Annotated in this window: 10 protein-coding genes and 2 pseudogenes; 4 read left to right on the forward strand and 8 right to left on the reverse strand. The window is 65.7% G+C overall.

The genetic code is table 11. The features are described from left to right. Positions 1 to 271: 271 nt before the first annotated feature. The 5 genes from ACZ6DL_RS22245 to ACZ6DL_RS22265 form a co-directional block, all read right to left on the reverse strand. Positions 272 to 1,264: an IS481 family transposase gene (locus ACZ6DL_RS22245; RefSeq protein WP_466053762.1), complete on the reverse strand. Its 993-nt coding sequence runs from the start codon at positions 1,262 to 1,264 to the stop codon at positions 272 to 274. Between the two features lie 394 nt (positions 1,265 to 1,658). Then, entirely contained in the window at positions 1,659 to 1,976 is a 318-nt protein-coding gene (locus tag ACZ6DL_RS22250; protein ID WP_466053764.1) for a hypothetical protein, read from the reverse strand. A gap of 1,169 nt (positions 1,977 to 3,145) precedes the next feature. Further along, a complete protein-coding gene (locus ACZ6DL_RS22255) occupies positions 3,146 to 4,504 on the reverse strand; it encodes a recombinase family protein (RefSeq protein WP_466053766.1) in 1,359 nt (452 codons plus the stop codon). Next, positions 4,465 to 5,094, reverse strand: a complete 630-nt coding sequence (locus ACZ6DL_RS22260) for a recombinase family protein (RefSeq protein WP_466053768.1) — start codon at positions 5,092 to 5,094, stop codon at positions 4,465 to 4,467. The genes ACZ6DL_RS22255 and ACZ6DL_RS22260 overlap by 40 nt, the downstream gene beginning before the upstream one ends. Positions 5,095 to 5,966: 872 nt before the next feature. Beyond that, positions 5,967 to 6,824 carry a DUF4253 domain-containing protein gene (locus ACZ6DL_RS22265; protein WP_466053769.1) on the reverse strand — a complete coding sequence of 286 codons (858 nt, stop codon included), beginning with the start codon at positions 6,822 to 6,824 and terminating at the stop codon, positions 5,967 to 5,969. A 444-nt stretch (positions 6,825 to 7,268) separates the two neighbouring features. On the opposite strand from ACZ6DL_RS22265, the pseudogene mobF reads away from it, so the two are divergent. The 3 genes and pseudogenes from mobF to ACZ6DL_RS22280 all read left to right on the forward strand — a co-directional run. Then, positions 7,269 to 8,476 (forward strand): annotated as a pseudogene (gene mobF, locus ACZ6DL_RS22270) (MobF family relaxase); the annotation flags it as partial. A 90-nt stretch (positions 8,477 to 8,566) separates the two neighbouring features. Next, on the forward strand, positions 8,567 to 10,789 hold the full coding sequence (locus tag ACZ6DL_RS22275) for an ATP-dependent DNA helicase (RefSeq protein WP_466053803.1): 2,223 nt from the start codon (positions 8,567 to 8,569) through the stop codon (positions 10,787 to 10,789). 118 nt (positions 10,790 to 10,907) lie between these two features. Next, positions 10,908 to 11,909, forward strand: a complete 1,002-nt coding sequence (locus ACZ6DL_RS22280) for a hypothetical protein (protein WP_466053771.1) — start codon at positions 10,908 to 10,910, stop codon at positions 11,907 to 11,909. 84 nt (positions 11,910 to 11,993) lie between these two features. Here ACZ6DL_RS22280 and ACZ6DL_RS22285 read toward each other — a convergent pair whose 3' ends face one another. Further along, positions 11,994 to 12,890 (reverse strand): phosphotransferase, encoded by an 897-nt coding sequence (locus ACZ6DL_RS22285; protein ID WP_466053773.1) that lies wholly within the window; start codon positions 12,888 to 12,890, stop codon positions 11,994 to 11,996. Next, positions 12,887 to 14,347: a helix-turn-helix domain-containing protein gene (locus tag ACZ6DL_RS22290; RefSeq protein ID WP_466053775.1), complete on the reverse strand. Its 1,461-nt coding sequence runs from the start codon at positions 14,345 to 14,347 to the stop codon at positions 12,887 to 12,889. The genes ACZ6DL_RS22285 and ACZ6DL_RS22290 overlap by 4 nt, the downstream gene beginning before the upstream one ends. A 650-nt stretch (positions 14,348 to 14,997) precedes the next feature. Between ACZ6DL_RS22290 and ACZ6DL_RS22295 the strand changes: the two genes are divergently transcribed. Next, entirely contained in the window at positions 14,998 to 15,396 is a 399-nt protein-coding gene (locus ACZ6DL_RS22295) for a hypothetical protein (protein ID WP_466053777.1), read from the forward strand. 24 nt (positions 15,397 to 15,420) lie between these two features. Here the strand turns inward: ACZ6DL_RS22295 and ACZ6DL_RS22300 are convergent. After that, positions 15,421 to 15,646 (reverse strand): annotated as a pseudogene (locus ACZ6DL_RS22300) (hypothetical protein); the annotation flags it as partial.

Genomic DNA, 15,646 nt, shown 5'->3' on the forward strand with positions numbered 1-15,646 from the left:
CGCGGGTTGATTCTTGTTGGCGCCGCGCAGTTGAGGGCCGCGTGGTCTGGGCAGACAGATTGGCATGCTTGTAGCTGCGACGATAGCCTTGTGGCCAGTGATTCTCGGCCGCGATTCCCGGCCAAACTGCGTCACATCGGCGCCGGGAGATCAAGCAGGCGTCGCGTCAAGTGCAAAGTGACTTGGTCAGCTTGATGCTCTCCGGCAGCGTGAGAAGGAAGGTACCGCTGGGCCGTTCCACCAATATCGCGATGGCTGATGGGCGCACCCGCTAGTTGTATTGACCTGAGAGGTTAGGAACGCGGCTGGCTGGTGGGTGTCCGCCGAGTGCGGTGTGGCCGCGGTGGTGATTGTAGGTGTGTAGCCAGTCGGGGAAGGTGTTGCGGCGTTCGGTTTCGGTGCGGTAGGGGCGGGCGTAGGCCCATTCCTCGAGCAGGGTGCGGTTGAAGCGTTCGACCTTGCCGTTGGTTTGTGGCCGGTAGGGGCGGGTGCGTTTGTGGGTGATGCCGGTCTCGATGAGGGTGTCGCGCCAGAGTTGGGATTTGTAGCAGGAGCCGTTGTCGGTGAGCACCCGCCGGACAGTGATTCCGTGGGTGTGGAAGTAGTTGCGTGCGCGTCGCCAGAACGCGACAGCGGTTTCCTTGCGCTCGTCGCTCAGGATCTCTGAGTAGGCCAGGCGGGAGTGGTCATCGACAGCATTGTGCAAATAGCTGTTGCCGACATGGCTGCTTCCATTGCGGCGCAATACTTTTCCGGGTGTGCGCGCGCGGTTGCGTCCGCCGGTGCGGCGGCCCACGGCGCGGTGTCCGCCGCCGTCGGGAATGTTGCCCAGTTTCTTGATGTCGACATGCACCAGGTCGCCGGGTTCAGGGTGTTCGTAGCGGCGGATCACCCGGCCGGTGGCGCGATCGAGCCACCGCAGCCGTGCCAGCCGATAGCGGGCCAGGACCCGATGCACGGTGGCCGGGTGCAGGCCGAGCAGGTAGGCGATCCGGGCCGGTCCCCACCGGCGCAGAGGGCGGAGTTTGATGATGCGCCGCTCGGTGCGCACCGGGGTTCGTCGCGGACTGCGGTGCGGGCGGCTGGATCGATCGGCCATACCGGCAGCGCCGTCGGTCCGATAGCGGTCGGCCCACCGTTTCGCCGTGGTCGCTGAGACCTGGAATCGTTCGGCGGCTCGCCTCAAAGGCCAACCGTCCTCAACGACACAACGAGCAAGCCGCAGTCGGCCCAGTTCTGACAACGGGGCATTACGGTGGGACACGAAGACCTCCGATTGGTGAAGGCGTTCCTAGACAGCTCGCACTTCACCCGGAGGTCTTCGCCATGTCAGCCCGACACGCCGTCACCAACCTCTGTGGTCAGGACACCTAGGTGGCGTCGCTGAGATAGCCAGCGGCGGCATCGCGCAGCAACGTGAACGGCAACACGTTCGGATGCCCCATCCGCGCGGCGTCCATCGCCGCCTGGATCACCGCCCGCCCCGTTGCACTCGCCTCCTTGTCATGGAAGTGGATGAGTTCCGGCCCCCCGGCCAGATGCTTGGGTGATCTGCCCGTCCTCGGCTCGCTTACATGCCAGCTTCAGCCGCGGATCCCTGTCGACAGCGGCACGCACCGCGGCCAGATCGGCGCCGGTGAATCTCGGAGGCACCTTGATCACGGCCGGACCGAGCAATTTGCGGGTTGCCGAGCCGGGATCGTTGCAAAGGCGCTGTAGTGCTCGTGCCACAAACTGCCCAGGATCAGCACCGGCGCTCGTCGAGGATCGGCGAGGACCACATGCAGCTGCTCGGCCAGACGGCCGCGTTCCTGCTCGTGCGCGGGCAGAAAATAGCGCTGAGCCTCGTTGAGCCACACCACCGTGCGCGGCCCGATCCGCTCCAGTTGTCCGCTCAGTTCCTCCCGGCGAAACGACGACGGATGCCACAACCGCCACCCACCCCGTCCGCGCAACCGGTCCAGTGCCTCCCACAACGCACGGGTCTTACCGGTCGAGGAGTCACCGAGCAGGAACGCGGCCCCGCTTTCCCGTCCAGGGCCCGCTCCACCACTTCAGCTAGTTGATCATCGTGAGCACGGCCGATGCACGGCGGCAACACCTCCGCCTCGCCACCGACTCCGATGGCGGTGATCGGTTCATGCACTTCCAGCCCGAACGGATCCTGCACCTGGGTCAGCCACACCCCCGGCCGGTTCCGGGATTCGTTGCCGACTCGAGTGTGTGCGTCCTTCCACGTTTGCACCGCCCCAGGTTCGGTGATGCCCCAAGCCCGCAGGACCAGAGCCAGGTTCGCCCACTGCGGGAAGCTATTGCCGTGCGCCCAGTCGTGGATCGTATTGTGCGCGGCCGTAACCCCCGCTGCTTCAGCCAGCTGTAAGTAGCTGATACCGGCGCCGGTATGGAGCATGTGCAGTGCCTGTGCCATGTCCTCGCGGGTATGGACGTCGTGCGGATCAGTTACCACCATTCCTTCTCCCTAGGAGCGTGTTCGGTGTCGTTCGGCAGACTATGCCCGCCCGGGCCACTAACCTGGGATCGGGCGCGACCTGCCCGCACCGGATGCACCGAATCCGGTGATCGAGCCGCGCTAGCCAGCATGGTTACCGAAATCCTCGCTGGCATCGCCGTCATCGTGCTCATCTTTCAGAACGCCGCCCGAATCCCCGCCGCACTCACCGAACTCCTGAATGCCTGCCAGCCACTTGTGTCCACGCCGCTCACGCCCTCGCGGCCACCCTCGACACACTGGCAACCGGCATCGAAGTTGACGCTGCCGACGCCGACCCCGACGTGGCCGGTGGGTGGTGAACCAGCCGCGGCCGAGCCGGGGCTGCAGGTTCAGCGGCCGAACTCGTCTACGCAGACCCCGCGCCCGTCAGCGGGTGGGTGTTCGATAAGGCAGGTCATCTACTCCGCCAACGCCTTCGAGTCCCTCAACGCCCTCTACCGCAGGGAGGAGAAGGCGCATATCGGTGCACGGCCATACGGTGTGCCGGAAAGACCCTTCGTCAGTTCAGTTCGAGACTGCCTCGGACTCGTCTCATCGACTCGCTGAAGATTTGCGAACTGGTCAAAGTCATTCGAACTGGATGACCTTGAACCATTGACACGAGTACCGGCGTGTAGCAATGCTGAAAGCGTGTCAAGTCAGCATGATCCAACCCCTGCTGCTGTAGGAGCCGCTACAGCAGCGGCATTCGGTCGTGCATTTGCGCTTCGGGCCGCACCCTCGGCTCCGGCCGCGTTCGAACCAACGCAGAAGCGATTGCCCACTCAGTCCAACAGCATTGCAGCACAGGCCACTTCGTCGATCCTTGTAGCTGCGCATTCGTGCTGCAGGGAGGGTGTCCGGCGACCGCCCTGGACGCGGAAAACGTGTATGGTGAAGCCATGTACACGAAAAGTGTGCATATTTGCCGCAGTTTCGGTGTCCTTTTCCCCCTCCGGACACAGACACTACGCACACGGGTGGTTGTGGAGCAGTTTCTGCCACAATCACCCGTTTTTCGTGGTCGTAGGTGAGCTTCAGGCCGAGTTGCCGGTAGACCTCGAGTTTGTCGGTGGGGTCAGCCGCCTTCAGTATGTGAACTAGGCCGCCCAGTGAGGTCACAAGCTGGTGGATCTCCTCCTTGTTCAAGTGGTGATCCGAGCGTTGCTCGGCTTCCAGCGCGGTGAGGTGTGCCGCGGTGGCCTGGCGTTCGCGCTGAACTTGTTGGGTCCAGCTCGCCACAAGGGCCGGGTCGGTGCCCGCTTCCAGTGCTGCTCGGTACCGCGACAGTTTGCGGTCGTGTTCGGCAAGCGATCGTCGCGCACTCTCGATGGCATGAGTGTTGTCGGTTTGCGCGTCCTCGAGCATGGTCAGCGAATGCTCGATCTGGTCGGCGTGAAAGATGTCGGCCAACCATGAATCGATCGGGCCGCTGAGCTGGTCTTCGCGCAGGTAGACGGTCGTCGGGTGATCGAGCTTATTGGCGAGGGCGTACTCGGAGGGGTAGCGGCAGCGGTAGTGCGGCAGCCCGTGGTTCCAGTTGCCTTGCATCCTCCGTCCGCAGGCCTCGTGGAACAGCAGCCCCTTGAAGGCGTACGGGTGCTGACGACGGGTCGTGGTCCTGCCCGTCGATTGCGGGCCTTGGGCAGCGAGCCGTAGTTGCGTCTGCTCGAAGGCGTCCTTGCTGATGAGCGCGCTATGGGCAGGTTGGTCGGAGTAGACCCACTCGGTCTTCGGGTTCCACGCCAGGCGGGTGTGATGGCCCAGGGCGACGTCATCGACGTCGATGAGGGACTCCTGTTTGCGCTGCTTGTTCCATACCTCGTAGCCGGTGTAGCGCGGATTGCCCAGGATGGCGCGCACCGCGCTCTTGGACCACGCGGCGCCGGAGCGATGGCTGTTGCGTCTACGGTCGTAGGCCGAGGGGCACAAGATGTTGTCGGCGGTGAGTCGTTGCGCGACGGCGAAAATCCCTATGCCGGAGAGGTATTCGCTGAAGATTCGTTGCACCACCGGTGCGGTGACAGGGTCGGGTTCAAGGGTATGCAGCCGTTTACCATCGGCGGCTTTGCCCGGGTTGGGATGAGGCCCGGCGTTGGCGAGACGATACCGTAAGGTGGTCGGCCGCCGAGGTAGCGGCCCTCGACTTGCGCTTGCGCGGCCATGGCGGCGCGGACGCGGATCTTGATGCGGTTGCGTTCGCCTTTGGACATGCCACCGAACACCGACATGATCAGGTCGTGTGCTTCGGAGTCCGGGTCGATCGGACCGCCGACCTCCGGCACCCACAGCTGCACGCCGTAATGGACGAAGACCGGAAACGTTAGCCCGAACTGGTTGCCGTAGAACGCGCGCTGCGGTTCGCCGATCACGACCGCGTCGAACCCTCGCTCGGGTTCTTTGAGCAGCTCGAGCAGCCGCCCGGCCGCGGGGCGGCGCTTCCACGGGATCGACCGCGACTGCCCGATGTCGAAGAACTCCGCGACGATCCGCCCGTGCTGACCGACCAGGGCGTTCGCGCGTCCGAGCTGCCAGTTGCGAGACGCGTCCGGATCTTGCTGGTCTTCGGTGGAGACCCGCCCGGCGAAGGCGAACCTGATCATTGCTGCGATTCCTCCTGCTGGTTGAGAAAGACATCGGCGTTCGGTGGTGACCTGGCCGAACTGCCCCATCCTCGGGAGTTGCGATGGAGGGAGTCGGCCGTGGATCTGACACTGGAATCGGTCGGGGACTATCGACAGTCTCGCCACGAGTCTCGCGGACATGTCGGAGAATAATCTCCAGCAACACTTTAGCGGCTACGGTATTCAGCTCAGGCGGGTCGCCCGGAACGAAGACGGTGACGTCCTTCGTGCTGCTTCGGGCGCCATCATGCGCGTTGCCGCGATCAAAGCCCACGACGCACGTCCTCGGCTACGGTCGCCGACCGGTAGCTGTCCGTTGACGACCGGTACCTCGTTCGGTACCAATCATGAGCCGGGCCTGGCCATCCCTACGCCAAGAACCAAGGACCGACGCACTGCCGTGGGTAGTCGTGAACGATGAGCGCGTCGGCGCGGGAGACAAAAGCCCAGGAAGAGCTCTGGCGCCAAGATGACCAGTAGAGAGCTGACTGTGGAGATCGAAGGGCATGGTTCCTCCAGGCCTGCCGATTCTCCGCTTCCATGAAAGCTGAAACACGGCGATTCCGCCACCACTTGTAGCCGAGGGTCCGCCAGAGTGCCGACAGATATGCACTCGCGATAGCCAGCCGAACAGCTCCGTTCTCTGACCACGCTCAATGGAAGTAATTGCTGCGCAATACAACTCGTTGCCCGAACCGCCGCGGTGCTCAGGACATGGCCGACCTGCGACCCGAAATCTCGACAGAACAGTTTGTCGGTGCAGGTGTTCGGATCTACCTTGCGGATCCGGCAGGCTGACGATGGCTTTCGTGCCTCACTGGCCACGTTGCTCGACGAGGCACCGATCCGGATCAGCGCCAATAGAAGATCCAGATCGCTTTGTTGATCAGCGTTTCGGCATATTCCGCGAGCACCGTGCCCGAGCAGGGCACTATCTCGTTGTTGATGAGCGCGAAGTCCGTATTCCAGGTGTCTTCCGGGCAGAACGCATAGTGCTCTGCCGCGAGACGCAGGGCCTCGTCGCGGTTTCCAGGTGGTGCGGACACACTCAGGTGCAGGCCGCCATCCATGATCGCTACGACGCGGGCCCCATAACGCCGCTCCCAATCCCGCAACACCGCCGATATCTGGGCGATGTCAGTGGTGTGGTCGGCAACCCCCCGCCAACCGATCGCAGCAACGGAATCGGAGGAACTCGCTGCGACCAGACCGAGTCGCAACTGAAACGGGTAGTCGTAGAGCAGTGTGCCGCCCAGGGTTTCAGCATCGTGACCAGGATCTGACCGTTGCTGCGGAGTCGGTGCTCGACCAGTCGGCCAGTGCGGGCCGAACGGAGCCGTGTCCACAGGGCCGGGTACAACGTAGCGGTCCCACCACTCCCGCAGCACGGCCTCCGGATCGTGGTCCGCAGGCGAAGTCACACCCACGAACGACACCTCGCCCGTGGCCCACGGGCCGCCTTCGTCATCGACGCCGAGCAGCAGCGGCCAGAACCCGGTCTGCTCATACTCGGCCAGCAACCGCTTCCAGAGAAAATAGTCGGCCGGACCGTCGCTGAGCCAGAACGCCGGCTCGCCAGCGCCCTTGTCCGACACCACCAACCGCCCCGGCTGCAGGTCAACGGGCAGCGTTCTGCCTGTTCCATCACCACCCGGCAGTAACGGATGCAGGTCCCAGGGTAGCGAATAGGGCGGCGGGAACCCATCCATACGCCTGTACCTCAACCATCTGTTCTGTATCAAGCACGAGGAACGCCCCACACTAGCCCCGTATTGGTGGATTGGCCGCCAGGTAGACGATACGCGTGGCTGTGGCCATCACAAGATTGAGTCGTTCGCTGCCCACCACGGCCAGGCGTAACTCTGCCCTCCGGCGGCATCGGCGCGCCCCCCGCCCTGGACTCGGACTCCGCACGGGCGCGCAGTTTGCCTCCCCAGCGGCCCACCATCCTCAGAACCCGCAAGTTACACCTGAACTCCGCAACAACCCCCGCAAACTATCCCCGAAAACCGAAAGGTGCACCCGAACAGGACAACTGAATAAGAATCAGCCACTACCAGCACAAATAGATAGATTTCGTCACACCTCATGCTCCCTGGTCGCGGAAACATCACGGCCACTTCGCAGTCGGAGCGCGTACGGTGGATTGTGTGATGTCACTGGCGAAGCTCGGCAGTGGCGACGGCTACACCTATTACCTCCGCTCGATCGCCACGCACGACGTGAATGATCGCGGTCCGCAGAATCTTTCGACCTACTACAGCGAGCGCGGCGAATCCCCTGGTCGCTGGCTGGGTTCCGGCCTGCCGAACGTCGGCATCGAGGCCGGTGAGGTGGTGACCGAAGCGCAGATGCGGGCATTGTTCGGTCACGGCCTGCACCCGAACGCCGAGGCAATGATCGCCGCCGAGGTAGAGGCACTCGCCGTGGAGGGCATCTCGCGACGCACGGCGCGGGCGCACGCGGTACGCCTGGTCCGGCTGGGTGCCCCCTTCACAAAACACGTGGCCGCGGAGTACTCCTACCGCTACGAGCGGGCCCGCGCCTATGCCGCCTACAACGCCGAGCACGGCCGCGTCGACTACGCCCCGATCCCCGCGGAGGAGCGCAGCCGCATCGCCACCGACGTGGCGGGGCGCATGTTCGCCGAGGAGTACGGTCGCCCACCCCGCGACGACAGGGAGTTGTCGGGCTGGGTGGCCCGCGCCAGCCGAGCGCCGTCGAAGCGGGTCGCCGGGTTCGACCTCACGTTCTCGCCGGTCAAGTCGGTGTCGACGTTGTGGGCGCTGGCCCGGCGCGAGGTGTCGGAAAAGATCGAGGCCGCCGTGGATGCCGCCCTGCGCGACGCTGTGACCAATCTTGAGGAGCACGCGGTGTTCACGCGGGTCGGGCGGCACAGCCGCCGCCAAGTCGACGTCGTCGGCGGCCTGATCGCCACCGCCTTCCAGCACCGCGATAGTCGCGCTGGTGACCCGAATCTGCACGTCCACGTAGTGATCTCGAACGCGGTCAAACGCCACGACGGGCAGTGGGTGCACTCGACGGCAGGATGATCTACCAGCACAACGTCGCCGCCTCCGAGCTGTTCAACACCCGGCTGGAGCACTACCTCGAACAGTCGCTCAACGTGCAGTTCGCCGAACGCCACAGCAGCAACCGACACGGGCGCGGGAAGCGACCAGTACGGGAGATCATCGGTGTCAAGGAGCGCCTGGCGCAGGAGTGGTCGAAGCGATCGGCCGCGGTGGATGCCGAGCTGACCGCCCGCACCACGCGGTTTCAGGCCGAGCGTGGCCGCGAACCGACACCGGCTGAACTGCACGACCTCGCCCAAGAAGCCACCTTGAAAACCCGCGGGCACAAAGTGGCGGCGCGTTCGCGTGCTGAGCAACGCGCTGATTGGCGACGTGATGCCGCGCAGCTGCTGGGTGGTGAGAGCGCAGTCGATGCGATGGTCGCGACGGCCCTGGGACAGCCGGTCCTGGAGCGGGAGGCCACCGACGCCGCGTGGGTCGCCGCGACCGCCGCACGGGTCGTCGAGGTGGTCTCCGATTCCCGGTCGACCTGGCAGTTCCGCCACATTCGCGCCGAAGCCACTCGCCAGCTGCGCGGCAGCATCAACCCAGCCGACTGGCACACTCTCATCACCCAGGTCACCGACACCGCCTTGAGCGAACCGCGGTCGATCCCCCGCGGCACACCGGAGGCCGAGGACATCGCACCCACCGTCGAGGCTTCGACCCGCCGCGACGGAAGCAGCGTATTCACCACCTCCGGCTCCCAGCTCTACACCAGCCCACAGATCCTCGCTGCCGAGGAACGACTGATCGCGGCGAGCCTGCTCGAAGGCGGGCGCACCATCGCGGCGCCCGCGGTGGATGCCGCGATCATCGAGCACGCCGCCAACAACAACGGCCAGCTGCTCAACGACGGCCAAGTCCAGTTGCTGCGTGAATTCGCCACCTCCGGACGACGGTTACACGTCGCGATCGCCCCCGCCGGGACCGGGAAGACCACCGCCATGGCCGCGCTGGTACGCGCCTGGACCGCCGAAGGTGGCACCGTGCTCGGGCTGGCACCGGAAGGACCGGCCGCCGGTGTCCTGGGCAGCGAGATCGGCGCGGACTCCAAGACCGTGGACATGCTCGTCACCGTGATCAACGACATCCGGTCGGGCGAGCGGGCCCTCGACGACGCACCGGACTGGGTGCGGGCGATCGGACCCCGCACCCTCGTGGTACTGGACGAGGCGGCGAAGACTCCCACCCTGAAACTGGATTCGGCCGTGTCCTGGCTGATCGAACGCGGGGCCAGTGTGCGGTCGGTCGGTAATGACCGGCAACTGTCTTCCGTGCAGGCCGGGGGTGTGATCCGCGACATCGTCCACCACGCCGGAGCCGCCACCCTCACCAGCCTCGGCGCCGTAGTGCACGCCGCGTACCGGGCCTGGCGGGTCGACTACGCCCAAGGCCGCGACGTCGCGCTGCTGGCGCCGACCAACGAGCTGGTGCGCCAGCTCAACGCCCTCGTCCGAGACGAACGCCTCCGCCGCGAAGGGCTGCACGGACCGGAAACGCTGCTGTCGGACGGGCTTTCGGCATCAATCGGGGACATCATCACGACCAGGGAGAACAACTATCGGCTGCGGATCTCGCAGACCGATCACGTCCGCAACGGCTACCGGTGGAAGGTTCGGGCCGTCCACCCGGACGGGCGGATCACCGCTACCCACATCGGATCCGGCCGCAAAGTCACCCTGCCGACGGACTGCGTGCGGGAATGCGTCGAAATGGGCTACGCCCGCACGATCAACTCCGCGCAAGGGCTCACCACCGACACCTGCCACGGCGTGCTGACCGGCAGCGAGAACTGCTTCCAGCTGTATGTGCTGGCCACCCGCGCCCGCGCCGGCGGACACCTCTACCTCGCCACCGCAGGCGACGGCCAAGACGCACCCGCCGAGACGTGGAGCGCGCTGCACCCGCCGACCGCGATCGACATGCTCACCCAGATCCTCGGCCGTGACGGCGGCCAAGTCTCCGCGACCACCCAGGCCCGCCAAGCCGCCGACCCCCAACGCCAGTTCGCCGGAGTCGTCGACGCCTACCTCGAGGCACTCGGCGCGGCCGCCGACGCAGTGCTCGGCGACGAGCACCACGCCGCCGTCACCGCGGCCGCCGAACGCTTGAATGCCGGTCTCACCGATGAGGAGGCGTGGCCAGTGCTGCGCCAGCGCCTGGCCATGGTCGCCCTGGCCGGGCGCGACCCGATCACGACGCTCAGCGACGCCATCACCGGGCGGGAACTCGACACTGCCGACGACAAAGCCGCCGTGCTGGTTTGGCGCATCGGCATTCGAAGCATCGACGACGGCCCGCTGGGATGGATCCCGGTGATCCCGCCGGTGCTGCGCGACAACTCCGACTTCGGCGAACACCTGCGGGTACGCGGCCCAGATCAAGGACCTTGCCGCCCAAATCGGCGCTACGACCCACACCTGGACACCCGAAACTGCACCAGGGTGGGCGCGGCAGCTCGTCGAACGCGACCTGAACCTCACCGCCTCACTCGCCATCTGGCGGGCAGCACACGCGGTCCCCGACCACGACCGCCGCCTGACCGGACCGGTGCAATACCCAGTCGACGAACGCCGCACCCAGTTCCAGCTGGATGACGCAGTGCGGTCGCGTCTGAGAGATGTCGACACAAACACCCGCCGCTGGGCAGCGCTCGCCCAAGAAGTCGACAGACGGATAACGACCGACCCGTACTGGCCACAACTGGCCGAGGAGTTGTCCCACGCCGCCGACACCGCCCTGGACGTACCGACTGCCGTCCGCACCGCCGCCGCGCAGCGCCCGCTACCGGACGAACAGCCCGCCGCCGCGCTGCACTGGCGACTGGTTGAAATGCTCGACGACGCGCAGCGCCGCGACGCCGACCAAGTCGCCCGCGCGGTCTCTGAACTCCGGGTCGACCAGTGGCGCCGCATGAGCGATATGGAACTGGGAGACGAGATCCAGTGTGCTCGGCGCTCTTTCGATCTCGACCCGATCCTGGACATGGGTCTCATCATCGAACGCAGCCAGCGATATGAGCGGGGCAGCGACGCCGACGCTATACGCCGCGCTCACGCCGAACTCGATAGACACGCGGCAGCGATCCGCTCCGCCCGCCACGCACAGGCTGCAGTCGTGACCGCCGAACACGCCTTCACCCTCGCTCACCGGCAACAAGCGACCGCACAGAACAACCCGCCAAAGACCCCCTGGTGGCGCACCAGCACCGACTCCGCACGCACCGCACGCGCGGAGCACGCTGCCCGCCTCGAGTACCTACGCCCAGCCCTCAACAATGCCGAACAAGACCTGCTTGCCGCCCGCGAGACCGCCCGCCGCACCCGTGCCGCAGTGCCCCTCGCGCATGACACCTGGGACGCGACGCTTCACCGCGCTGACAACCACGCCGCGCGCGCCGCCGAGCTGGCCGCCGCAGACCACAGCGACAACGCCTTCGCACGCAAACTGGCGCAGGCAGAACAACGCTGGCTTCGCGAGGAACGCCAACTCGACGACGCGTTCACCGAACAACAGCGCCGCACGCAGCTGACACCGCGGCAACGCGACCTCGAAGGCCGGGCTCGCCGCCATCTCGACCTCAATACCCACCACGGACCGGCCTCTGCGCAACCAACAGTTTCCACCGAGAACGGGGCGAGCCGCGATGAGCCCTTCGACACTCCGGAAACAGACACTAACTACGAGTACAGCCACGACTACGACTACGGACTGTAGTGCTGCTCCTTCAGCGCCAAGCACACCGAGCTGGTAATTGCTCGGACTGACCACTGCGATGGTCGCCGAGAACGACGCACGAGATCACGACACCGCCTGCCAGACTGCGGCTTTGTCCCCTATTCGCAACGATCGGATGCGCTGTCGCAGTTCTTCGGCCGCCGCGGGCTTGGTCGGCGCGAGCCGAATGTAGGCGCCGAGGGAGTGCAGCTCGGTGATGTCGCGCAGCAAGGTCCATCCGGGCCAGTCGAGAAGGTCATAGCCGTAGGCCGCGGCGAAGCGTGCCCGCTCCTGTTGTGGTTGATGAAAGTGATCAGGCAATCCGTTCACCAGGTCGAGTTCGCGCGGCCCAATGCTGCATTGGTCCCAGTCGATCAGCACCCACTGCCCGTGATCGCAGACGGCGTTCTCGCTGTGGACATCGACATGCACCAGGCCTTCCCCGAGCGGGAATTCGGTCTGGGTGAACTGGCCGACCAGTGCTTCGGCGCGGGCGCGCACCCACGCGCGGTCAGAGTCGGTGAGTGCGTGTGTCGTCCGCTCGCCATCAAGAGCCAGGGCTTCGAACAGCCGCCGCAGCGGCTGGTATCGCGGCACCGGAAACGGCGGTCGCGCCACCGAGTGCAGCCGCCGCACCAGTGTGCCGAGGTCGGCCGGACCTGGCCGATCTGGCGAGGGGCGGTAGGGCCAGAACGTAGCGATCGCGCCGTCGGCGGTAACTGGCTGGGTTCCGGCCGTTGGAGTGAGCGCGATGGGTTGGACTTCGGCTGCCAGCCACCGTGTGACGGCGACGGCGGTGTGCGCGCGCTCGCGGCGGTATGCGGTGTCGGGTGCCAGGCGCACGACGAGATCAGCGTGCGGCAGCAACCACACTGCGTTCGACCGATGATGCAGCAGTTGCGCGTCGCGGTCCTCGACGCCGAACGTTTGACATGCGGCGCGCACGGCTGCGCGACCAGGGAGCTGGCTCTCGGTGGTCATGAGGCCGCAGTGGCGAGGACCGCTTTTAGATCGCTGCGCAATTCAGCGACGATCGGGTCGCCGTCGTGTCGGGTGGCAATAGTGTCCAGGTCGCGGAGGCGGACGTAGCAGCGGGGTGAAGACAGCTCGGTGATCGCCGTGATCGCCTCGCGCCCGTACCGGTTGGCCGACTCGTAATCACCCGCCTGCAAACAAGAGCCGGCAAGGGTGGGCAAGGCGACTGCGCGGCTGCGCGCATGTTCGCTGGCGTGTCCAGGGATCGCCGTGGACAGACGCTCGACCGCCGACGGCGCAAATCTGGGATCGGAGAGCGACAGCAAATACATCGCATGGCCGTGTTGAGCGGCGATTTCCGCGGGCGTGACGAACCATGCCCAGGAGGGAATGGTGTCGGGTTCGGCTGTTGCGTAGCGGTCTTCGGACAGTCCCAGGGCGCGCTGGGTGGCTGCGGAGTCGTTCAGGGATGCCCAGCACCAGCCCATTACTGTGGCGATGTACCCGGCGGTGATGGTGCTGATCGGATGGCGCCTGTTGGCGGCGGTCGATGAGGCGAGCTGAACGAATTTCAGTGCTTCATTGGGTCGTTTCAGGTGCAGGGACTGGTGGGCCATGTCGAGCAGAATGCTGACCGTCAGGTCGGTGCTGCGCGGATGGTCTTGGCCGCGGTGCGCGGTTTGCAGGGCGTATGTCCACAGTTTGCGGGCCGAGTCGTGTTCTTCGATGTCGTAGGCCAGCCAGCCGGCCATGCTCGCCAGGTCGGCGGTGGCGATCCATAGACGCGTTCGAACGTCCGCGGTGCATGCGGCGCCTTCCAGGGCGCGGACTTGGTGTAGTTGGGTGAGTGCCGCGGTCCGGCAGAGTCCGCCGCCGTGTGCGAGGTCCCATCGCCGGAATCCTTCGGTGATGGCTTCGATCGCGTCGATGTCGGCGTATCCGATGTGTGGTCGGGTGACTGGCTCGAGCCGGTCAGGGAGGATGCTGCCCAGCCGGTCGAGTTGCGGGTGAAGATGGGAACCGAGTGCAGCTGCGGTTGCCAGGGTGATGAAGTCTCTGCGTTCCACCCACGTCACCTCCTCGCGGGCCAGATTACTCGCAGAGCCGGAGCCGAACCCGAGTAGCGAAGCAGGGATCGCGAAGGTATCGGCGATTCTTGCGACCAGCTTGGCACTGGTCAGACGGCGTTCTCCGCGTTCGACGGCTGACACTCTGGACTGCGTGAGGTCGAGCAACGCGGCCAGTTGAAGTTGTGAGAGGCCGGTTGCGTCGCGAATCGAGGTGAACACGACGCTGAAGTCGTGGTCTGCAAGCGCCGCGCGGATCGTGGGGTCGTCGAAGAAGTCGGCGGTGAGCGCGTGCTTGAACCCGGCAGCTGAGGCGCAGTCGGGGCAGAGGTTTCCGGCGTGTTGTGTTGGCAGCGCCGTGCGGCATGTGCGGCAGATACGTCCCCCAGTGTTCACATCTCACCTCAGTCGGTTGACCGCAGTCTGTCTCACAGTATGCGGTCGATGGCTTCTACGTGCACAAATGATCCTTTCGCCTGATCCCAGCCAGTTGTTTGCGATGCGCAAGCCCCAGTGGGGCTAGTCCCGTCGGGCGTTGGGATGGCAAGCCGCAGCCGCGAATCTGGGACCAGCACCCGATGCCGGGGCATGCGGTCGAGGCTGTTCCGCCCTCGCAAGGAAACAGCAACGGGCGGAGCCGGATTCGGACGCTGTGCGACTGGGCCCCGGCATCGGCGTGCCCACCCACCCACCCACCGACTGTCAGGGAGCTGTCGTGAGAATTTCGCAGAACACACGGGATCTGTGGGCCGTGCAGTATTGCGACTGCGCGGTCGAACCTATCGATTTGGATCTGGACCGCGCCCGCTTCATTCTCCACGCTCACGCTGCCCACGGGGGCGGATGTCTTCCCTACCTCGCGGCGATGGCCTACTCGTTCGGAACCGAGGCGTAGCCCGAGCATGCCCACCGAACGCCCCACATCCATACTCACGCGTTCATCGCAGATGACAGCGGCTGTGCGACAGGGTGTCTCGCTCTCCGGGCCGGATTCTCGGCTTCCTCGGATTCCGGACTGACGCCAGCTCTGCGCGGCGTTCCGCGGCGTGACGGGCCACAACCCGGGCGACCATCTGATCACGCGGTGGGCGCAGGCGCTGGCGCATCTGCACCGCACCCGCCGCGTCATCCCCGAACGCGCGGCCGAAGTCGACCAACGCCGAGACGATGTGGTCACGTTGATGGACAACTGGGTCAGCACCCACATTCAGCCACGACGCGGCACCGACTGCATAGGACCGGCAGTGGATGCCCTGGCCGCCGCGTACGTCGATGCCGAACTGACGTTGGCGGCTGCCGAGCACGCGTCCGAACCCGCCGTGCATGAGGCATGGATCCACGTCAGTGCCCTGGCTGTCGACTGGGCTGACCTGATTACCGAAGTCGTCGACGGCCAACCGCCCGCACCGCGGCCTACCGGGTCCACCACTCCGATACATCCCTGATCGAAAGGACTCTCAATGAAGTTGTCAAGCTGCGGCGGTGGCGGGGGCTGGTCCGGTGAGGGTGAATTCGCGGCCGTCGCGCAGCAGGGCCCAGAGCACGTCGACCAGGCGCCTGGCCAGGGCTAGGAGGGCTTGGGTATGGATGAGCCGTTCGTCGCGCTTGCGGTCGTAGAACTGCCGCGACGGGCCCTGGACGCGCAGGCTGGACAGTGCTGCCATGTAGAACACGTGACGCAGGCGCCGGTTGTAG

Source organism: Nocardia sp. NPDC041819, from assembly GCF_055590505.1.

What these genes read in the sequence shown, in the direction of transcription:
- ACZ6DL_RS22260 (WP_466053768.1), bottom strand. Translation starts at nt 5,094, where the DNA reads ATGATCAGGTTCGCCTTCGCCGGGCGGGTCTCCACCGAAGACCAGCAA.
- ACZ6DL_RS22265 (WP_466053769.1), bottom strand. Translation starts at nt 6,824, where the DNA reads ATGGATGGGTTCCCGCCGCCCTATTCGCTACCCTGGGACCTGCATCCG.
- ACZ6DL_RS22275 (WP_466053803.1), top strand. Translation starts at nt 8,567, where the DNA reads ATGGTCGCGACGGCCCTGGGACAGCCGGTCCTGGAGCGGGAGGCCACC.
- ACZ6DL_RS22285 (WP_466053773.1), bottom strand. Translation starts at nt 12,890, where the DNA reads ATGACCACCGAGAGCCAGCTCCCTGGTCGCGCAGCCGTGCGCGCCGCA.